The sequence below is a fragment of the Brevibacillus sp. RS1.1 genome (assembly GCF_013284365.1).
Taxonomy (GTDB): domain Bacteria; phylum Bacillota; class Bacilli; order Brevibacillales; family Brevibacillaceae; genus Brevibacillus; species Brevibacillus brevis_D.
Map to the genome: position 1 here is coordinate 52,392 of NZ_JABSVA010000008.1, position 20,869 is coordinate 73,260.

Annotated in this window: 19 protein-coding genes; 14 read left to right on the top strand and 5 right to left on the bottom strand. The window is 49.5% G+C overall.

Annotated elements, in window-relative coordinates; all coding sequences use genetic code 11:
- Positions 1-59 precede the first annotated feature (59 nt).
- From HP570_RS22385 to HP570_RS22395, 3 genes are all read left to right on the top strand, one after another.
- Positions 60-386: a c-type cytochrome gene (locus tag HP570_RS22385; RefSeq protein ID WP_173627195.1), complete on the top strand. Its 327-nt coding sequence runs from the start codon at positions 60-62 to the stop codon at positions 384-386.
- A gap of 15 nt (positions 387-401) precedes the next feature.
- The gene (locus HP570_RS22390; protein ID WP_173627196.1) at positions 402-974 is read left to right on the top strand and encodes an SCO family protein; all 573 of its coding nucleotides are present in this window, start codon (positions 402-404) and stop codon (positions 972-974) included.
- Positions 975-1,042: 68 nt separating this feature from the next.
- Positions 1,043-1,999, top strand: a complete 957-nt coding sequence (locus HP570_RS22395) for a carbon-nitrogen hydrolase family protein (protein ID WP_173627197.1) — start codon at positions 1,043-1,045, stop codon at positions 1,997-1,999.
- Between the two features lie 503 nt (positions 2,000-2,502).
- Here the strand turns inward: HP570_RS22395 and pdxR are convergent.
- The gene (pdxR, locus tag HP570_RS22400) at positions 2,503-3,966 is read right to left on the bottom strand and encodes a MocR-like pyridoxine biosynthesis transcription factor PdxR (RefSeq protein ID WP_173627198.1); all 1,464 of its coding nucleotides are present in this window, start codon (positions 3,964-3,966) and stop codon (positions 2,503-2,505) included.
- Between the two features lie 186 nt (positions 3,967-4,152).
- On the opposite strand from pdxR, the gene HP570_RS22405 reads away from it, so the two are divergent.
- Positions 4,153-4,524, top strand: a complete 372-nt coding sequence (locus tag HP570_RS22405; protein WP_254495425.1) for a DUF2165 family protein — start codon at positions 4,153-4,155, stop codon at positions 4,522-4,524.
- A 215-nt stretch (positions 4,525-4,739) separates the two neighbouring features.
- Here HP570_RS22405 and HP570_RS22410 read toward each other — a convergent pair whose 3' ends face one another.
- Both HP570_RS22410 and HP570_RS22415 read right to left on the bottom strand, forming a co-directional pair.
- A complete protein-coding gene (locus tag HP570_RS22410) occupies positions 4,740-5,381 on the bottom strand; it encodes a hypothetical protein (protein WP_064202027.1) in 642 nt (213 codons plus the stop codon).
- Positions 5,382-5,581: 200 nt separating this feature from the next.
- Entirely contained in the window at positions 5,582-6,898 is a 1,317-nt protein-coding gene (locus tag HP570_RS22415) for an MBL fold metallo-hydrolase (protein ID WP_173627199.1), read from the bottom strand.
- Positions 6,899-7,073: 175 nt separating this feature from the next.
- On the opposite strand from HP570_RS22415, the gene HP570_RS22420 reads away from it, so the two are divergent.
- Positions 7,074-8,273: a hypothetical protein gene (locus HP570_RS22420; protein WP_173627200.1), complete on the top strand. Its 1,200-nt coding sequence runs from the start codon at positions 7,074-7,076 to the stop codon at positions 8,271-8,273.
- Between the two features lie 117 nt (positions 8,274-8,390).
- Here HP570_RS22420 and HP570_RS22425 read toward each other — a convergent pair whose 3' ends face one another.
- A complete protein-coding gene (locus HP570_RS22425) occupies positions 8,391-9,053 on the bottom strand; it encodes an NAD(P)H-dependent oxidoreductase (protein ID WP_173627201.1) in 663 nt (220 codons plus the stop codon).
- A gap of 112 nt (positions 9,054-9,165) precedes the next feature.
- Here HP570_RS22425 and HP570_RS22430 point away from each other — a divergent pair, with 112 nt between their 5' ends.
- The 4 genes from HP570_RS22430 (at position 9,166) to HP570_RS22445 (ending at position 13,479) form a co-directional block, all read left to right on the top strand.
- A complete protein-coding gene (locus tag HP570_RS22430; protein ID WP_041749657.1) occupies positions 9,166-9,546 on the top strand; it encodes a winged helix-turn-helix transcriptional regulator in 381 nt (126 codons plus the stop codon).
- 109 nt (positions 9,547-9,655) lie between these two features.
- Positions 9,656-11,179 carry a YcdB/YcdC domain-containing protein gene (locus HP570_RS22435; RefSeq protein ID WP_173627202.1) on the top strand — a complete coding sequence of 508 codons (1,524 nt, stop codon included), beginning with the start codon at positions 9,656-9,658 and terminating at the stop codon, positions 11,177-11,179.
- Positions 11,180-11,255: 76 nt separating this feature from the next.
- Positions 11,256-11,804 carry an RNA polymerase sigma factor gene (locus HP570_RS22440; protein WP_173627203.1) on the top strand — a complete coding sequence of 183 codons (549 nt, stop codon included), beginning with the start codon at positions 11,256-11,258 and terminating at the stop codon, positions 11,802-11,804.
- Positions 11,791-13,479 (top strand): YcdB/YcdC domain-containing protein, encoded by a 1,689-nt coding sequence (locus HP570_RS22445; RefSeq protein ID WP_173627204.1) that lies wholly within the window; start codon positions 11,791-11,793, stop codon positions 13,477-13,479. Before HP570_RS22440 ends, HP570_RS22445 begins: the two co-directional genes overlap by 14 nt.
- 95 nt (positions 13,480-13,574) lie before the next feature.
- Here the strand turns inward: HP570_RS22445 and HP570_RS22450 are convergent, their stop codons facing one another.
- The gene (locus HP570_RS22450) at positions 13,575-13,898 is read right to left on the bottom strand and encodes a hypothetical protein (RefSeq protein ID WP_173627205.1); all 324 of its coding nucleotides are present in this window, start codon (positions 13,896-13,898) and stop codon (positions 13,575-13,577) included.
- Positions 13,899-13,941: 43 nt separating this feature from the next.
- On the opposite strand from HP570_RS22450, the gene HP570_RS22455 reads away from it, so the two are divergent.
- From HP570_RS22455 to HP570_RS22475, 5 genes are all read left to right on the top strand, one after another.
- Entirely contained in the window at positions 13,942-14,940 is a 999-nt protein-coding gene (locus HP570_RS22455; RefSeq protein WP_015893388.1) for a thiamine pyrophosphate-dependent dehydrogenase E1 component subunit alpha, read from the top strand.
- Between the two features lie 28 nt (positions 14,941-14,968).
- Positions 14,969-16,003, top strand: coding sequence for an alpha-ketoacid dehydrogenase subunit beta (locus HP570_RS22460; RefSeq protein WP_015893387.1), 1,035 nt, complete (start codon positions 14,969-14,971; stop codon positions 16,001-16,003).
- A 34-nt stretch (positions 16,004-16,037) separates the two neighbouring features.
- The gene (locus tag HP570_RS22465; RefSeq protein WP_173627206.1) at positions 16,038-17,291 is read left to right on the top strand and encodes a dihydrolipoamide acetyltransferase family protein; all 1,254 of its coding nucleotides are present in this window, start codon (positions 16,038-16,040) and stop codon (positions 17,289-17,291) included.
- A gap of 13 nt (positions 17,292-17,304) precedes the next feature.
- Positions 17,305-18,684 (top strand): dihydrolipoyl dehydrogenase, encoded by a 1,380-nt coding sequence (gene lpdA, locus HP570_RS22470; protein ID WP_173627207.1) that lies wholly within the window; start codon positions 17,305-17,307, stop codon positions 18,682-18,684.
- A 190-nt stretch (positions 18,685-18,874) separates the two neighbouring features.
- Positions 18,875-20,758: a sigma-54-dependent Fis family transcriptional regulator gene (locus HP570_RS22475; protein ID WP_173627289.1), complete on the top strand. Its 1,884-nt coding sequence runs from the start codon at positions 18,875-18,877 to the stop codon at positions 20,756-20,758.
- The last annotated feature ends 111 nt before the right edge of the window (positions 20,759-20,869 follow it).

Below are 20,869 nucleotides of genomic sequence, written 5' to 3' on the forward strand. Positions count from 1 at the left end.
TGCAGACCGTCCCTTTTTGGAAGGTAACCTTATTCCCGTCGGAAAGGTAGGGGGTTTCTGTGAAAGCCATCAAGTATCTCCTGATTGGTTCCCTGTTCTTGGTTGCAACTGCATGCAGTAATGGTGCAACGGAAGAGCAAACAGAAGTTGCAGATGCTGAGAAAACTGCGATGCAGCTATACAAAAATAATTGCATGAGCTGCCACGGTAATGATTTATCCGGTAGGGTGGGTCCAGGCTTGCAGCAAGTTGGTTCGAAAATGACGGAGGAAAAACTCGTTGAAATAATTACGGTCGGCGCAAATGGCATGCCTGGTTATGAAAAAGTGCTAAGCGCTGAAGAAATCAGCCAGTTAGCGAAGTGGCTCTCTGAGAAAAAGGAATAGGAGAGGAGCGGTACAATGAAAAAAACAGCTTGGTTGATCATGCTCGGTATCCTGATGGTTTTGGTAACTGCGTGTGGTCCAGCAAGATATGATTACAACTATCCGGTTAATGAATTTGCTTATACGGACCAGGAAGGGAAGCCTTTTTCATCAAGTGATCTGGAAAATAAGGTCTGGGTTGCTAACTTTGTCTTTACGTATTGTGGAACCGTTTGTCCGACGATGACAGCAAACATGGCTGAATTGCAGAAAAAAGCAAAAGAAGCTGGCGTAGATGTGGAGTTTGTTTCCTTCTCGGTTGATCCAGAAAGAGATACGCCAGAGGCATTGAAGTCCTATCTGGGTAAATTCAATGCTGATTTCTCCAATTGGCATGCATTGACTGGCTACGGATTTGATGAGATCAAAACGTTTATTCTCAAGTCATTCAAGACGCCAATAGAAAAGGACTCTAATTCCGATCAAGTCATCCACGACACGTTTTTATATTTGGTCGATCAAAAGGGAACAGTGGTTAACCGTTATGAAGGAATGACGGACGTGCCCTACAATCAAATTATCGAGGATATGAAAGCGTTGCAGGAGTAGGGGAGCCAGTCGGGTACGCCGAATAATAGGAAAGCAAGACAGATGCTCCATTTGGGAGGGGATGTAACATGTCAATTCAGCAACAGAACGTACGAGTAGCAGTTGTTCAAGCTGCATCGGTCATAATGGATCGTGAGGGAAGTACGGAAAAGGCGGTTTCACTGACATTGGAAGCAGGAGAAAAAGGAGCGAAAATCGTTGTTTTTCCCGAAGCTTTTATCCCTGCGTATCCGAGAGGACTTACTTTTGGAGCAAAAGTAGGCAGTCGCTCACCTGAGGGGCGTAAAGACTGGTTTCGTTATTGGGACAATTCGATTGTCGTCCCGAGTGAAGAGACAGACAAGCTCGGGGAGGCAGCGCGCAAGGCTGGCGTGTATCTCGTCATTGGTGTGATCGAGCGAGACAATGAAAATAGCGGTGGCACCTTATATTGTTCCGTCTTATTTTTCGGACCAGATGGTGAGTTGCTCGGCGTGCATCGCAAGCTGAAGCCGACTGCATCCGAACGGTTGATTTGGGGCGAAGGAGACGGAAGTACTTTACCGGTATTCGATACTCCGTACGGTAAGATCGGGGCTCTGATTTGTTGGGAGAATTATATGCCGTTAGCGCGAGCCGCGATGTATGCAAAAGGCGTTCAAATCTACATCGCACCTACAGCAGACGCGAGGGATGCATGGCAAGCTACCATCCGCCATATCGCATTGGAAGGTAGATGCTTCGTTTTATCGAGCAATCAGTACGTAACAAAAGATATGTATCCGACTGATTTGGCTTGCTACGACGATCTGGCCTCTTCACCAGACGAGATGAGCAGAGGTGGAAGTGCGATTGTGGGGCCATTGGGCGACTATATCATCAAGCCTGTTTTTGGGCGGGAGGAGATTCTTTACGCTGATCTGGACATTCGCGATATCGCTTATAGCCAATTCGATTTTGATGTCGTTGGACATTACTCGCGGCCCGATGTTTTTACATTGTTGGTGAATGAAGAGAAAAAAGAGAATGTGAAGTGGATGAAGTAAGTCCGTTTGTCAAATGCAGAAGGCCTCCATTGCTTGATGAAAGCGGTGGAGGTCTTGTAATTGCTGTAGCGGAGGAGAAGCGCATTTCCAGTCTACGCTTCAACCTACGCCCGCAAGGGGGGGAGACTGTCCGCACCGGAACAAATGGCGGGAGCGCTTCAAACCAGAAAACGCAAATGCGTTTTTGTATGTAATAAAAGCTGAAATTCCCCGCCATTTGTTCCGGTGCTGAGATGGGCTCCAGAGGCGCTTGACTGGAAATGCGCTTCTCCTACGTAGCTTTGTCCAACATCCTTGTAGGTAAATCCAAGTAGTAAAATACTTGAATCAAAGCTTCCTGTCTTGACCTCTTAAACGCTCTGATAGCTTGAAAGAAACAAAAGCTGTACGAAAGTCCTGTCACATGTTTGGAAGGAGACCGCCCGAACGTAGAGAGGATACAGGCGACTGGAAAACATGTGGCAGGGCTTCCCCCGACCACAATCGTTGGCCGACCACCATCTTTATAACAAAACCCCCTTCAACGCATCCGCAAATTTAGCGACACCAAGCGTAATTTCCTCTTCTTTTGGTCGCGCAAAGGTAAAGCGAACGTAGCCGGAGTCTGAACCATACACACTTCCTGGCACAAAAACGACGCCTCTGCGAAGGGCTTCTTCAAATAACTGGTTGTCGTTCACATCCAGGTTGATTTTACACCACAAGTGTAATCCGCCTTGGGGAATGGAGAAAGAAAGCTCATTGGGCAACTCTTTTTGGAGTGCCTCCACAAGCAAATCTCTTCTGTACTGTAAATGCATGCGTAACCGCTCTAAATGAGGCAGGAAGTTATCGGAATGCAAAAACTGGGCCGCGATTTTTTGTGGCACCACGCTCAGGCCAAAATCCATCTGCTGGCGGGCATCTGCCAAACGCTCGACAACGGAATGAGGCGCCACCATCCAACCGACTCGTAAACCGGATGCAGCAATTTTGGAAAAGGAACCGATGTAGAGAACGGAGCCAAGCTGATCCAATGATTTGAGTGGCAGTGGAGGCTTGCCGTCATAGGAAGTGAGACTGAATGGATCGTCCTCTACAATCGGAAGACCAAGTTCGCTTGCTACATCCAACAGTTGCATGCGCCGAGTGGGATCAAGACAAACCCCAGTCGGGTTTTGAAAAGTAGGATTGATAAAGATCATCTTGATCCGATGTTTTTTATACAAGGCTCGAATATCTTCTGGATTCATGCCGTTATTGCTGACGGGGAGGCGGAACAGACGGAGACCAGCAGATTGAAACATAGGCAACGAGTAACAATAAGAGGGATCTTCGATGGCAACTGCATCGCCGGGTGCAAGCAGACATTGGGTGATCAAATACAGAGATTGTTGAGAACCCGACGTGATCAGAATGGAAGAGTCCGTTGTCTGTACATTCCGGTAACGTGACAAATAGGAGACCAGTTCTTCACGCAATGGCGTAAAGCCTTGCGGATTATCGTATCCCAAATATTCGGTGAAGGGGTTTTCCTTCATCTGGGTACTGATCTCCTTGCCAGGTGAGAGCTGGGAAGACAATTCTCCACTCGCAAAATCGATGAGACTGCTGTCTTTTTGCAAGGCCTCTCTGATCCGACGCAGATAAGACAAATTCGGGAGGAATTGACCACCTTCTACATATCGATGCCAGTTCGGTGTATGCTTCGGAGTTGCCTCCCATTTATTTTTACACACACGAGTACCGCTTCCTGTTCTGCTCTCAATGATGCCTAATGCCCGGAGTTCCTCGTACGCTAGAATAACAGTGCTTCGGTTTACACCTAATTGCTCAGCCAGTTTTCTCTCAGAAGGGAGCAGGCTCCCAGGGGGGAACTCTCCGTATGAAATTCTGCGTTCAATCTCATCGGCTATTTGGTGGTATAAAGTTTGACTGCTCGACCGATCAGGCTTCCAAATAATAATCACAACCTTGCACATATTCATTGTTTGTTATATAGGGGTGAATCCATTTCATCATAACATTGTTAAGAAAAACACATGTGACAAAACCGTTCCAAACTGTTGAACATGGGAGTATGATTAGGTTTCCATCTAATGGATATGAATACTCGCGATAAAAATAGATAGATTTTTCTTACAAAGAGAAAGGGGGAGTCAATCCGATCGAGAATGAGTAAAGACAGTATAGGGAATAGGGAAAAGAGGCGTGAGTATCATACTGCTCACACCATCCCTTATATCGGAATTATCATTGCGGAAGGATTATTCTCACTTTTTGGTTGGATCGCTACAGGAAATATGCTGCGTAACGTAAAAAAGGATGCAAAAACGTTCAATAACTCGAAAACATTCGCATACATAGCTTACATGGTTGCTTTTTGCATCTGGTTTTTCGGATTTGCCATTGTGGGTGCAGAGTGGTGCGCCATGTGGCAATCACAAGTATGGAATGGTCAGCAGGTAGCGTTTAACATTACAGAGGTGATGATTGGATTCGTTATTTTGGTTTCCTTGCGAGATCGAGAATTAACAGATGGGTAATACAAGAGCCACGTTCAATTCGTGGGAGAGGGTTTCCGACAGACTGTAACTCCTACTCTACCCGTTGGAGCTCCGGTATAGACCGCATTGCAGTTCCCAATCCGTATCCTTCGCGGAGACCTTGCTTCGTTGGTAGAAAGAGTTGGATGCAACAAACAGAAAAAGCACCCATTGGCGGGTGCTTTTACTCTTTATAAGGGGGAATCGTTGTTTCCTTATTGCACTTTGTAAGACATCAAAATTTCTTGCGCGAGCGGTTTCCACTCTTCCATTTGTGCCTCGGTGCAATTGAAAGTGGTCATCAGCATTTTGCCGTCGAGCTCTGTAAAGAAAATGAGGTTGTAAATTTTTGTATCAGCAGCTGGAGTCAGAAGTTCGAACACACCAACATTTTTTCCGTTGATTTGGATAACTTCATCGCGATACCAGGTTGCATCTTGGTACATGTTGGAGAAAGCTTGTTTCATTGGGTCCTTCATGTCTTTGAGAAGGTTGTCCTGAATAGGTGTTTCTGTATGACTAAACGCAATGTTAATGGTACCTTTTTCATCGGTATAAATCAGGGAAGGACGATTTTCCATTGGATATTTTGCTTTTGCCATCTCTTCGGACATGACAGTAAAGCCTTTTGGAATCAAGATTTCCACTTTGTCGTTCAGAACCTTTTTCGCTTCCAGCTTGTCGCTTGTTGTTGCAGCTGGTGTAGTTGAATCTGTTTTTGGAGCTTCAGTTGGTTTAGCAGCGTCTGTGGTTTGTGCTGCATTTTGCTCAGCTGGCTTTGTATCAGCTGGCTTGTTCGAACAAGCAGAAACAGCCAACATGGAGAGCAGCAAAGCTACGGATACTAGTTTTTTCATCTGAATTGATCCACCTTTTTATACATAATTGGAAATGTGCGGAATTTCCTTTCCGATTCTATCATGGGGTGCATAATATTGGGAATACGGGAGGTTAATTGCGAATATTCTAATAATAACACCCTCTCTTACGTGCCCAAGGGAACTAGGATAAAATACACCTATTTAAACTGTGGTAAAATGAGTACAATTACCTATTTTCATATATTGTTTGTCGTAATATAGCGGTTGCGAACCTTCTCTCTCAAATAATTTAACGCAAAACGCAAAAACGCCCTGTTCCACCCCATATAAATACCGAAATTGTTTAGCTGTGCAACATGCCCGAGCATGACAAAGCGCTTGAAACGGGCATTCCGACCTTTTGGCGCTTGCAGTCTGCCATTAATGCGTAGCGTACTCCATCCCCACAAATGGGTGAAGCAATAATGCAGGGCCTCAGATGACAGCTCCACATCACAATCAAGTGGATTGCAGGGGGATTCGATCAACCCATCTGCTAGGGAAAAGCGAAATGTCTTTTGATAGTCTGACAAATAAAAGGTAACGGGCCTAACGATAGAGAGAAACAGCGAATGATTATTTTTTCGAATCTGTTCTTTGAAGTCCAAGCCTGCCTCGAGTAACATGTCCCATTCGATTTTGATCGAAGGAAGAAGAGTAGGAGAGGAAGCCATCTTCTCATAGTCGCGTGCGTAGAGGGCGAGCGCTTTTGCAGGATCATGGGCTTCATGTGGCGTCCACGTATCCCCGGGATACAAAATAATTGGTTCGGCATCCGTTTCCTCCCGCAAAAGGCGGTACACACTGTCTACTTTATTGATCGCATCATTCATGTAATAGTTTTCGTCGTGACAAAACCAGGCGAAGCTGGCGAAGGGAATCACGTAGAGAGGTTGAAGGACTTCCACCTGTTTTTTCACCCGGGCGAGCTTTTCCATGGCTCGCTTTTTGCGGAGCAGGAAGTCTTCCTTGTTCCCCGCCCAGCCTGCATACGAGAATTGCGTCCATACTAGATCGATGTCACCGACACGGTTCAGGATATCCTTGGCTTCTTGTGTGGTGCTGACCTCGCAATCGTTGAGGTTCAGGATCGTCATGTCTGCTGTCTTGATGCACAGCCAGGAATCGCCGACAGGAAACGGCCGACATAAAACAGAGACATCGTCGGACAAGGAGTACCATTTGTCCGGGGAGAGCTCAATGACTTGCTGAAAGCCAAAGGCACGGCACCAATCGATCACTTTTTTATCGGTTGACTGCTGGTAGAGGATCGTAATTCGCTTGCGATACTCCTCGGGTATGGTTCGCAGGCTCTGTGGATGAAAATGATCCGGATGCTCATGAGAAAACCATATATGCGTAATCTCGGCAAAATCCTCAGAGGTGAAGCGGGTCTTGGCTAATAAGCCCCAGCCGTTATCAAAGGCAGTTCCCGTAAGCCAAGGATCGGTCAATAATTTGATGGAATCGTGTTCCCATAGAAACGAAGCGTGGTTGATCATTTGAAATTTCATGTGGTTTGTCTCCCTATGTATACTAGCGATTTGCTAAAAGGGATGATCCTGCCGGGGAGAAAAACGTGACAGGAACTTGAAAAAAATATTTTTTCTGGGGGATGTGTCACAAGCTGTGCATGAGGAGGATCGTAACAAGTGAACAGCAATCAACGAGTCGAAAGGATGAACCGACATGAAAAAGCAAGCACTTGTTACCGTGAGCATGGCAGCACTCCTTCTCTCAGCAGTATCCCCATTCGGGATCGCACAGGCACAAACCAACATGGTAGCCGCTGCGAATAAAGCGAAAGCGATCACTTTTGATCAGCTCCTCAAAGAAATGGATAAAAAACAGCCAGTCTCCATGTACATTGAATCCACGCACACATCGAAAGTGAAGCAGGATACCCAGACCCAAAAGGCAAAAACATGGGATAACACGATCAAAGGGGAATGGAGAGAGGAAATCTCAGATGGGAAAAGGGTTCAGCATGCCGTAGGGAAGGCGGGACAGGTGGCAGCGTATCAAGAAGGCGGCAGAGGATTTGTCCACTCCGCAACGATTGGCCCATACGATAATGAAATCAACAAGACGAAGCGAGAGCTAAGTCGCTTGAAAGTGACGCTGCCAGATTCGAAGGTGGAGATCACCGTGAAGGAAGCACAACTGTTGAATCGAGCTGTGTATCACGTCGCGAAAAAAGAAGAGGCGAAAATCAATGGCAAGCCTCATCATTACCAGGATGACCTGTGGATCGACAAAGAAACAGGGCTGCTGCTCAAGCGGACCTTCACCCACAATCAAGCACAAGCATTTTCGTACACCGTAGACAAGGTGGATTTCCAACCCGCATTTGATGAGAAAATATTCGAAGTGAGCATTCCAACGGGTGTGGAGCAGAGCAAGTTTTCCCCTGAGGTGGAAAAGGGAGTAGCCGAGGTGACGAAGCTTTTCCCGGACACTGCGCAGTTTTCCGATTATGATGATTACGGCATCGAAGGTAACTGGCAACTCCTGAAAATGATGGAAACACAAAAACGAGTGTACAGTCCGACCCCTCGCGCAGAAGCTTTCGTTATCATGGATGCCCGTACAAACGAATTGAGCAAAGTCATGATCCAAAATCCAGATTGGGTTTCGAAAAAGCTCCCTGCCGAGAAGATGGCAAAAGAGAAAGCAGCTGCTTTCCTAAAACAGCTGGTGGGTGATCAATCAAGCCAGTATAAAGTAGAGGCAAAGGTCGAGCGGGGCGGTGGCGGTGCCGTTTTTGAAGACTATGACTATGGCTTTGTGACAGCAGACGTGACGTTCCGTCCAGCCACAGGCAAGGGAATCACGATATCTGTGGATGAAGCAGGTCGCATCGTAGGCTTTCAGTATACGGATGAGTAAGTAAATAGGTAAGGAAGATAGTCGCTTGCTTTTGCGGGCGACTACTTTTTTTGTCACGATGAACGCCAAAAAGCATTCGGAATACGAATGCTTTTTACGTGTAACCAATCCTGAATTTTAACCGATAAAACGAATAATCTCTTCTTTCGCTTGTCGGGTTTTCGCACGGGGTTCATTTTTCCGATAGCCAAAAGCCACCATGCAAGCCACGCCGAAACGTTCTCTGTCCAGCAGCCCCTCCGCCGCAAGGATGTCCTCAACCTTTTCTTTTGCAAAGCCTTCAATGGGGCAGGAATCAATGCCGATCATCGCAGCAGATGTCATCATATTGCCAAGTGCGATGTAGGTCTGTCTGGATGCCCATTCGAACATGACTCGCTCGTCATCAAACACGGAGAAATCGTTTTTCAGGAAGTGATCGTAAGCAGCGCCTTTTTGCTGTACGACGTTTTCCGGCAACTCTTGCGTGTCTTTCATCATATGTTGGATATATTCGGAATCAGCGGTCATTTCTTGTTTGGTCCGAGCCAATACGATGACGAAATGACTTGCGGTCGGGAGTTGTTTTTGCGCACCCCATGCGACGGGTAACAGCTTCTCTCTAAGCGTCGGCTCTTGCAGCACGAGGAAGTTCCATGGTTCAAAACCAAAGGAGCTAGGCGACAGACGAGCTGTCTCCATAATAAAGTCAAAGTCTTCCGTTGTAATTTTTTTAGCTGCATCAAACTCTTTGCAGGCATGTCTGAATTGATAGGCTTCTATAATTTGATCTTTATGCATGATGAGCTCCCTCCGTTAAAAGTGTTTTACAAAAATAAGCATACCGAATACACTAAAGAAAAGTAAGTACGCACTTTTTCGGTTAATACTTACGAAAAGGGAAGTGAGTGGGATGAAGAAGAAACCAGCGATGAGGTACCTATTAAATGGCAAGGAATATCCTTGCCCAATCGAGCTTGCCGTCTCGGTTTTTGCGGGAAGATGGAAGGTATCCATCATTTGTCAGCTGTTCAAAGGGAAAAAAAGGTACGGAGAGTTAAAGAAAAATATACTCGGTGTGAATCATAAAATGCTGGCAGAACAATTGCGGGAGTTGGAGGAAGCAGGAATCGTCAAGCGTGAAGTGTATCCGGTCGTTCCGCCAAAAGTAGAGTACGAATTGACCGAGCTAGGGCAAGGCTTGGGACCTGTCATTGAGTATTTACGAGAGTGGGGAGAACATTTTCAAACAGAGGCACCAGAAGAGTCTCTATCTACTGCTCACGGGTCATGAAAATCGCCACCTGAAAGGGTGGTTTTTTTATTTTGTAACCTCCCGGTGGTTTTTCCGACTATTACATAGGACGAAAAACAAACACAAAATTCCTTGGGAGGGAACAACTGTGAAGCATACAAAGAAATTGGCAAGCACGTTACTAATGGCAAGCCTGTTGGCGACAACTCCGGTATGGCTGCAACACCCGACAATGACCGTACAAGCTGTGGACAATCAAGAGCAGATGAAGCTCTCACTTGCAGCAGAAAAAACACTTCAAACACTCTACACCATCCAGCCTGAATTAAAAAATATGGACAAAAAGATGAACGGACCAAAAAACGGCGTGTACGAGCTGCGCTTTGACAAAAGAATTGCCCCGGGCAAGATGGAGCTGTATGCCATGGTGGTCCTCGATGCAACGACTGGTGCTTTGCATAGCTACGAAAACGAACAGGAGATGCAGAAGCAAAACAATCAGCCATCGGAAGCGGTGGCCAAACAAAAATCTGCGGCATTTTTGCAAAAGCTCTTGGGCGATGATTTCAAAAAGTACAAAGCCACTCAGACAACAAAAGGTGAATGGGATGCTGTTACCTACACGCGCCATGAGCAAGGTGTACCTGTTTTCACCGATCGTTATGTCGTTGGTGTCAACGGTTCGAGTGTCATGTACGTGAACACGTTTGAAGGCGCCCCGCTCCGAGCAGCCTCTTCCTTGTTTGCCAAGCCAGGAAAGGTAATGTCCAAAGAAGAAGTGACGGGGAAAGTAGCTTCGCTCATGGAGCTTACGTATTCCGCGCATAAAAAGGAGACAGGAAAGCCGGCTTTGAAATACTCGCTGGAGTCGACCGGATACTTGGATGCTGTGACAGGAGAAGAAATCGAGAGTGCCTTTTCCCTTAAAAGCCGTTACTCGGATGTCATTGCGGTCAAGCCAGGCGGCAAAAAGCTCACAGCCAGCAATGCCGATGAAGCGATGAGAGTGCTGACAGAAGAATTTCAAATGCAGATGGATGGAATCACGTTAGAGAAGGATACGCATACCCCGGCGGAAATGAAAGGGGAAGGGGAAACGATTTACAGGTCCAAGGGAAGAGATGGCAGAATCACGGTCTATACGAACAACAACGAAGTGACCGGCTTCCAGGTCCGCGGGAAAGTCGAGATGGCCAATGCCATACAGCATGGCAACAAACCGGCAAATGCCCAGCTTTCGTACGAGCAAGCCAAGGAAAAAGCGGTGCAGTTTTTACAGCCGTACCTCGACTCTAGTGTAAAAGAGCTGAAGATCGATCAAAAAGAGATCAGGATGCCATCTGCAACGTCATACAGCTTCAGCTTCTACGCGCTGCATGACGGCGTGATTGTTACGGATCAGAATTACCTTGTCAACGTAGACGGACAGACCGGGGAAATCGTGAATTACATGAACTCCTTTACGAAGCCATCTGCTCCGTTCCCGGACAAAAAGACCGCCATTTCCAAAGAAGCAGCCGCCAAGCAGTTTTTGAAAGACCGTCCTGCTGTGCTCGGGTACATGTTCCCTGTTCAGAATGAGAAGGTGCAAGCAAAGCCAAGTCTGGTTTATTCCATCGACACGGTTTCTTACTTCTTGCTTGATGCGGTAACAGGAAAGTCATTCAAATAATCGTATTCGGTCCCGCTTTCTATCATGAGAAGCGGGATTCCATCATGTCCTGTCGCGAGAAGAGGAGGAAGAAGCCTTGGATGCTCGAGAAGATCGAGGTCAGCAAGACATATCAGGGATATACAGGATGTATTCCAAAGAAGTCTATCAGTATCTCTATCATTTTAATGGGAGTCGGGAAGCCGCAGAGGATTTGACCCAAGAAGTGTTTGTGCGCGTCATTAAATCCTTGCACAGATTTGAGGAGCGCTCGAGTATGCGCACTTGGATTTTGCATATTGCCAAGCATGTTGCCATCGATGAATACAGAAAGAAACGGCTGCAAACAATTTTTGGCGGGACCTTGCTAAAGCTGTTGCCCAGCTCAGAGGGGTTGCCGGAAAAAGAACTGCAGGATAAAGAGGAACGTACTCATTTTGAAAAAGCGCTGCTGCAACTGAAGCCCAAGTACCGAAACGTCATCGTATTGCGGGGAATCAGAGAGTATACGGTGAAGGAAACAGCGGAAATTCTCGGCTGCACAGAGGCGAAGGTCAAGGTAGACTTTCACCGCGCGATGAAGATGGTAAAGGAAACGGCGTTACACATTTATGAAAAGGGGGCTGGTGTGCATGAAATTTCCTAGCGATGAAGAAGTGTTACAGGAATTTCGGAACAGACCGGATGCAGTCCCCCGGAACGAGTTTTTGCACACATTGGAAAGAAAGCTGATCGAGGTCGATCGACAGCATCGAAGCAGAAGCAAAACGCGACGCACGGCAGTTCGACTGGGATTATCCGTAGCTGTGCTGCTCGCAGTCTTTTTGCTGGCGCCGATTTTTACCCGGCTGATTACCAATCCGGAATCTATCATGACGACGCAGCCAGAGGCTCCGCTCGTGTTAAAGGGTCAGCAGCTGAAGTTGGCGGAAGTATCCCCTGCCGCGAAGCAAACCTTGGAAAAGCTGTTCAATCTCGTTCCGGAATTAAAGACGATAGAACCCAAAGTCATTGGAAAAGAAGATGGAATCTATGAGATTGTCTTCTATCAAAAGGAGCAAGGAGGGGAACAGCGGTACGTATCTGTAGAGATGGTAGCAGTCACGGGGAAAATAAGCCGTTACGAAAATGAGAAAGCGATGAATGAAGGGGCCCCTTCGCCTACAGAAGAACAAGCGAAGCAAGTATCTGCTGCCTTTTTACAAGCGCTGTTGGGAGACGAATTCAAGCAATACCAAGCGAGTCAGTCCAGCGGCACTGATTGGGATGCGGTGACCTATACGCGCTATGCAAATGGGCTACCCGTTTTCTCAGACCGATACGTCGTTGGTGTCAATCGTAATGGTGTGACGTATGTCAATACGTTCGACGCCGCGCCACTGCAAATATCTGCGGAGTCGTTTGCCGAACCGGACGCTGTATTGTCCGAAGAAGAGATCACAGAGAAAGTAGCGTCGCTCATGGAGCTTACCTATTTTGCGAGTTCGAGACATACTGGGAAGCCATCGCTGACGTACTCTCTTCAGACGACTGGATACATGAATGCGGTAACAGGAGAAGAGGTATGGGGGGAAGCGTCGCATACAAGTCGGTACTCCGCTTCCATCCCGGTAACACCTGGAGGCAAGAAGGTCACTGTGCAAATGGAGGAAGAAGTTGCAAAGGCTATGGCGGAACAGTTTCAGGTGAATCTGGACGAATTTATCCTCACTGGTGGTAAGAAGACGATGGAGGGCGAGCAGATGACGTCCTACAAGGCCAAGAAAGGGCTAGGCAGAGTCACCGTCTACTCAAACAACGGGGTAATTACAGGTTTTCAGGTGCGGCGTGGTACAGAGACGGCCAGATCTACCCAGCATCAGAACAATCCAGTAAATGCTCAGCTTAGCTATGAGGAGGCCAAGGAAAAAGCCGTTGAGTTTTTGCAGCCCTATCTGGACAGCCGTGTGGAGGAATTAAAGATTGATGAGACCCAGATGTCGATGCCTTCTGCAACGGCGTACAGCTTCACCTTTTACGTCCTTCATAATGGCGTGATTGTTGGTGATCAGCAATACCTCGTCAATGTGGATGGGCAAACTGGGGAGATCGTCAATTTCATGGACTATTTCACGAGTCCGACCGAATCGTTTCCGGAATTGGATACAGTCATATCGAGGGAAGAAGCAGCCAAGCGATTTTTGCAGGGCCATCCGGTTGAATTGGGGTATGTGCTTCCGGTAACAGATGGGAAACTGCAACAAAAGCCACTTCTAGTTTATACGGTGGACACGATTTCTGGCTTTAGGCTGGATGCGGTAACAGGAAAGGCATTCAAATAAACATAGGTGATCCCGCTTCTCATCATGAGGGGCGGGGTTTTTATTGGCTCGGGTCTGGGGCGAGAAGCGCAAGCTCGTATGGCGCCTTTTTTCGTTCAACCTTGCCATTGACCAACCGGGTTCGATCGTTCAAAAAACCAAAGCCAGTTTTCTGCGAACAGCTGGTTGTCATTTTGAACGGCATAAGGCTGCTCCAGGTAATAGAACAGGATTTGCAGATGAGGCCTTTCTGGTATAACGCCGGGAGGTTTTTTTGCGTTGCCACACTCCAAAGGCACGCGGTGAGCCAGTGTACAAAAGGAGACAAAATGAGACAGGTGTCCACTTTTGTTTCCTGCCAAAATTAAAGCGGTTACAAAAAAACGCAATGTGACCTGCTTCGACGGTTGGCATACTTTTTGCGATATCCATTGTGTCAAAGGCCGGACCCCAATAAAACATGTTCGAGGAGGAGACACGCAAATGACGAAAGTGGATCAGCAAGTCAAAGGAATTCCGTTGTCCCGTGAAAAGGCAGCTTGGATGTACCAAAAAATGCTGGAGATCCGGAAGTTCGAGGACAAGGTGCACGACCTGTTCGGCCAAGGGAAAATCCCTGGTTTCGTCCATTTATACGCGGGGGAGGAGGCCATTGCGGTCGGGCTTTGCGCGCACCTGGACGACAGCGACACCATTACCAGCACGCATCGAGGGCACGGACACTGCATCGCAAAGGGGTGCGATCTGAATGGAATGATGGCGGAGATTTACGGCAGGGCCACGGGACTTTGCAAAGGAAAGGGGGGCTCCATGCACATTGCGGATTTGGACAAAGGAATGCTCGGGGCAAACGGCATTGTCGGGGGTGGCTATCCGCTTGCTTGCGGAGCCGCTTTGACAGCCAAGTACAAGCAGACAGGCGCTGTAAGTGTATGTTTCTTTGGAGACGGAGCGAACAACCAGGGTACGTTCCATGAAGGGATCAACCTGGCAGCCATTTGGAAGCTGCCAGCCGTGTTCGTAGCAGAGAACAACGGATATGGGGAAGCCACGCCGTTTTCGTACGCCTCCAGCTGCAAAACCATCGCGGACCGTGCAATCGCTTACAACATTCCTGGCATCCGAGTGGATGGCAAGGATGTGCTGGCCGTTTATCAGGCAGCGCAGGAAGCAATCGAGCGTGCTCGTCGGGGAGAGGGGCCGACTCTGATCGAGTGCGTGACGTACCGCAACTACGGCCACTTTGAGGGCGACGCCCAGAAATACAAAAAAGATGAAGAGAAGAAGGCGCATCTGTCGGAAATAGACGCGATCAGAAAATTCCAGAACGATCTGCTCTCTGGAAAGCTGTTTACTGAAAACGAGCTAGGTGAAATCGAAGCAGCTGTTGACAAAGCGGTCGAGGAAGCAGTCGCGTTTTCGGAAAACAGCCCGTACCCGGAGCCGTCCGAACTGTTGACAGACGTATACGTATCGTACTGAAAAAACGATAGCAAAGGGGGAAGGGAACATGACTAAAAAAATAACCATGTCGCAGGCAATCAACGAGGCGATGAAACTCGCGATGCGCAGAGACGAAAACGTGATTTTGATGGGCGAGGACGTAGCTGGCGGGGCACAGGTCGACCATTTGCAGGATGAAGAAGCATGGGGAGGCGTTCTCGGGGTAACGAAAGGCCTCGTTCAGGAGTTCGGCCGAGAGCGGGTGCTGGATACCCCGATTACCGAAGCGGGCTATATCGGGGCGGCGATGGCTGCCGCGACCACTGGTCTTCGCCCGATTGCGGAATTGATGTTCAACGATTTCATCGGAAGCTGCCTGGACCAGGTGTTGAACCAGGGGGCCAAGTTCCGGTACATGTTTGGGGGCAAAGCACAGGTGCCCGTTACGATCCGCACGACACACGGCGCCGGATTCCGGGCGGCGGCGCAGCATTCGCAAAGCCTTTATGCTCTGTTCACGGCCATTCCGGGCATTAAAGTGGTGGTTCCGTCCACACCTGCTGACGCGAAAGGGTTGCTGCTGGCATCTATCGAGGACAATGACCCCGTAATCTTCTTTGAGGACAAGACGCTATACAACATGACAGGGGAAGTGCCAGACGGTTATTACACAATTCCGATCGGCAAGGCGGACATCAAGCGTGCCGGTTCGGATCTGACGATCGTCGCGGTCGGTAAACAGGTGCATACAGCCTTGGAGGCGGCGGAGCAGCTCGCCAGGAAAGGAATTGAAACGGAGGTCGTCGATCCGCGCAGCCTGTCGCCACTTGATGAGGATACGATCTTGGGGTCCGTTCAAAAGACGAATCGGCTGATTGTCATCGACGAGGCGAATCCACGCTGTAGCATTGCGACCGACATCGCGGCCTTGGTCGCGGATAAAGGCTTCGACAGTCTGGATGCGCCGATCAAGCGGATTACGGCACCGCATACCCCGGTTCCGTTCTCGCCTGTGCTGGAGGACCTGTATTTACCGACGCCGCAAACGGTGATTCAAGTCGTATCCGAACTGCTTGGCGATAAATCGCTGCTAAGCGTCTGATTCAGAAAGAAAGAAGAAAACGGAGGGAAAACCGATGGCAGTCGAGGTGCTCATGCCGAAGATGGGAATGGCGATGAAAGAGGGAACGGTTTCCCGTTGGAACAAACAAGCCGGCGATCTGGTATCCAAAGGAGAAGTGATCGCTAGCATCAGCTCGGAAAAAATCGAAGCGGACCTGGAAGCACCGGCGAACGGTGTTTTGTTGAAAATCACTGTTTCGGAATGGGAGGGTGTGCCACCTGGAACGGTCATTGGATATATCGGTCATCCAAACGAGCAAATCGCGGAGGAAACGGCCGCAACGGCCGCAACGGCGACGTTCGAGACGGTTACTGGCGAGAAAAAGCTGGAGGAGCCCGTGGCTATGACGAAGTCGGACACGATTGCGGCAAGTCCAACGAGTGCGAAAGAAGTGAAAATTTCCCCGGTCGCGCGCAAGTTGGCCGAGGCGGCCGGCCTCCCCGTCGAATCTCTCATCGGCACGGGACCGGTGGGCAGGATCACAAAGGAAGACGTAGAAAAGGCGATCGCTGACCGGGAGGCGAAGCAGGCTGTAGCAGCGGAGGATGATAGACCACCTGCCGTTGTCGTGGAGGAAACGACGGAGCAATTGCCTGTCACGGGCATGCGGAAAGTGATCGCTTCCCGGATGATGGCCAGTTTGCAGGAAAGCGCCCAGCTTACGATCACCACACGGGCCGATGTTACGGATTTGATCGCTTTGCAAAAGAAAATGAACGAAGTCACTCAAAAAGAGCACGAAATCAAGCTGACCGTAACTGATCTCATCGCGAGGGCGACGGTTCTCGCTCTCCAAAGGCACAAGCAAGTAAACAGCGCCTATATCGATGACCGGATTCATCGGTACGGGCACGTCCACCTGGGAATAGCCGTCGCGCTCGAACAAGGGCTGGTCGTTCCAGTCGTTCGGTACGCAGAATCAACATCGGTGCTGGACCTCTCCCGCCGGATCAAAGCGCTGGCTGCACAGGCGCGGGAAGGGACGCTTGGCATGGAAGAGATGCAAGGGTCTACCTTCTCCATCACGAACCTTGGGGCATACGGAATTGATTTCTTTACGCCAGTGCTGAATTCGCCGGAGGCAGGCATTCTCGGCGTAGGGGCTGTGCAGGAAACGCCTGTCTTCATCGGTGAGGAAGTACAGCGGCGGAGCATTCTCCCGCTCAGCCTGACGTTCGACCATCGGGTACTGGACGGAGCACCGGCAGCCGAATTTTTATACACGCTGAGAAAATACCTGGAAGAGCCGTACCGGATGCTCTTGTGAAGGACGTGATGGGATGAGTACGATTGCAGTGATCGGAGGGGGACCTGCGGGCTACGTTGCGGCGATTGTCGCCGCCCAAAAGGGCAAACAGGTCACCCTGATCGAGCAGCGGGTGTTGGGTGGGACCTGTCTGAACGAAGGATGTATGCCAACCAAATCGCTCCTGGAGTCCGCCGAGATGGCCGAGAAAATAAAGCATGCCGGCCGCTTCGGCATTCGCGTGCCCGAACAGGAAGTATCGATTGACTGGCCGGGAGTGCAGAGCTACAAAAACAACATCGTAGAGCAACTCGTCATGGGAATCGGATTTCTCATGAGAAAAAACAAAATCAAGGTGCTTACGGGGAAGGCTCGTTTTGTCAGTCAACGCCAAATAGCGGTAAAGATGGATCAGGGAGAAGAAATTGTTGAAGCCGATAAAATCATCATCGCCTCGGGATCGGAGCCGATTCAGCTACCGTTTGCGCCATTTGACGGTCGCTGGATCATCCACAGTGGACACGCGATGTCGCTTTCGGCGATTCCCGAGACATTGCTGATCATCGGCGGAGGCGTCATCGGATGCGAGTTTGCTAGCATATACAGTCGCATGGGGTGCGACGTGACAGTGATTGAAATGGCGGATCAGATTCTCCCCGGTGAAGATGCGGATATTGCGGGTGTTCTGCGAGATCAGCTGGAACGAACAGGGGTGAAGATCTTGACCTCCACGTCATTGACGTCGGTCGACCAGCAGACGAAAACCGTTCGTTTCAAGAATCCGGATGGTAGCGGGGAAGCCACAGCAGAGATCGTGCTGGTTGCTGTCGGAAGGATGCCGCGGACGGCTGAACTGCAACTTGATCGGGCGGGTGTAGCATTCGGCAAGCAAGGTATTTCCGTAAACGGGCATATGCAAACGAACGTGCCACATATTTACGCATGCGGGGATGTTGTCGGGGGCATCCAGCTCGCCCATGTCGCTTTTCATGAGGGAACAGTAGCAGCCTTGCATGCATGCGGTCTGGACGCCAAAGCCAATTATCGGGCTGTACCGAGGTGCATCTACACGTCGCCGGAAATCGCTGGTGTCGGCCTCACCGAGAAGCAAGCCAGGTCCCAATACGGAGACGTAAGAATCGGAGAATTCCCGTTTTCCGTTAATGGCAAGGCAATCATTCTCGGTGAAGCGATCGGAAAGGTGAAGGTCATCACGGAACCGGAATACAACGAAATACTGGGTGTGTCCATCGTAGGCCCGCGGGCGACGGAGTTGATTGGGCAAGGAACGGTCATGATCCACGGGGAAATGACGGCGGATATGATGGAAACGTTCATTTCTGCTCACCCGACGTTGTCAGAAGCTGTTCACGAAGCTCTGCTGTCTGCCATCGGTCATGCTGTACACGCCTGAAGCATCGACTCAACCAAAAGCCCCCTGTAACCCAGGGGGAATTTTGATTTGCAGCCATTGTAAACGCTGCCATTATTGATTAGAATTTAGACAAAAGGAGACGACCTTGCATACATTCTGGCAGGAGTTACTTCAGGCGAGTTACTGAGGGAGGGAATGTATCTTGTTTGAATTCGCATTAAGTTCGCAGATGTGGAAGCAGTTCGTTCAGGAAGGCGTACTGGATTCTTCACGGATTCACCAATCCATCATCGAATCTTGGCATCGCTCCCGGAACGCCCAAGTCAGCCCGTACTTGGATCGGGGAAGGCACATTCTGAGCGGGGAATCTCTCCGGCACCAACAGCAAAAGAACGCTATGCTTATGGACGTCGCTGCCCCTTTTCTCGAAAAAATGGATCGACTCGCGAGCGAGATGGGAATGATCGCGCTTTTAATCGACCCAGAAGGCTACGTGCTCTGGATGAAAGGAAGCAAAAGTGTCCGGGAGGTAGCCGAAAAAATACGATTCGTAGAGGGCGTGCGCTGGACGGAAGCCGAGATGGGGACAAATGCAATTGGGACGGCGCTGTCGCTGGGGCAGCCGATTATGGTAACCGGCTCGGAGCACTATTCCATAGCTTCCCATGGTTGGAGCTGTGCTGCCGCTCCAATACGCAACGATGACGGGGAGGTCCTGGGTATCCTCGACGTTTCGTGCCCGGTTGACCGGGCGCATCCATACATGCTGGGGATTGTCACTCAGGCCGCCTATACGCTGGAGAAAGAAGTAAAGCTCCGTTCTCATCACGACGAGATGGAATTGATTCAGGGTTCGATGGAAGTACTGGAAAAGGAACAGCCGCTCATCATTTGCAACCCTCGTCAAAAAGTCGTCGCGGCGAGCAGACTTATTCGTCAGAACATTCCGAACTGGTGCGGAATGCGTACCGAAGAAATATACATGCGCGGGTACCGAAATCGGATGGAAGTGCCGATTTGCTCTGCGGAGCACGGTGGTTTCATCGGAAAATGTATCTACCTTCTGAATGCAGGGGAGCAACAGGTGAGGCAGGCCGTCTATCAGGACAAGGATTCAGCCAAGCCGTTTCGGTTCCGCGGCGAGGCTGGCACAAGCCGTGCATTTCGAAAGACGCTGGAAGAGCTTGGGCGGGTAGCTTCCGCGGACATCAATGTCTTTATCCTGGGCGAGACAGGCACCGGAAAAGAAGTGATCGCCCGTTCGATTCATGAGAACAGCAAGTGGGCAAGCGGGCCGTACGTTGCGGTGAATTGCGGCGCGATCCCGACAGAGCTGCTGGAAAGCGAACTATTCGGTTATGTGGAAGGGGCATTCAGCGGGGCGAAGCGAACCGGAGTGAAGGGGAAATTCCAACTTGCCCACCAAGGAACTATTTTCTTGGACGAAATTGGGGAGATCCCACACTCCATGCAGGTGGCGCTTCTCCGTGTCTTGCAGGAACGTAAAGTAACTCCGCTGGGCGGCAGCCAAGAGATACCCGTCGATTTTCGCGTGATTGCGGCTACGCACCGCAATATCCACCAACTGGTCAAAGAAGGGAAGTTCCGAGAAGACCTTTTTTATCGTCTGTACGTCTATCCCGTGCATGTTCCGGCACTCAGGCAGAGGGCAGAAGACATTCCGCACCTCGTTCACCATTACTGTGAAAAGCATGACTGGGATGCTGTGTTCCCTCCGGAATTCTTTGCCGCGCTGATGGATTACACCTGGCCAGGAAACATTCGCGAGCTTATGAATGTGCTGGATAAATTGCGGATTCTCTCTATGAACAGATGCGACGACCTTTTACATCAGCTGCATTCCTTGCTCCATCAAAGCGCAGAGCTGAGCAAAAGCGTCTCTACCAGCCTTAGCTTTCCTGAACAGAGGACGGAGGAGCACCGGGCTTCTCTATCGTTTCGCGATAAGATCATGCAGCAGCAAATGGTCGAGGCGCTGCAAAAGACAAACGGGAATGTGTCGAAAGCGGCGAAACTTCTGGGAATCCCCAGAAGTACGTTCTATAAACGAATACATCGGTTTGAAGAAACTGCCAAACCTCCTCGCAGTTGACGGTGTCAGAGAGGAGTACCACAGGATAAGTCTTCCTCTTTTCCAACGAAGAAAACGGAAACGAAGGTACGCGAGCTTTTCAGGGGGTCAGATAGAACGGGCTGTTCCGTG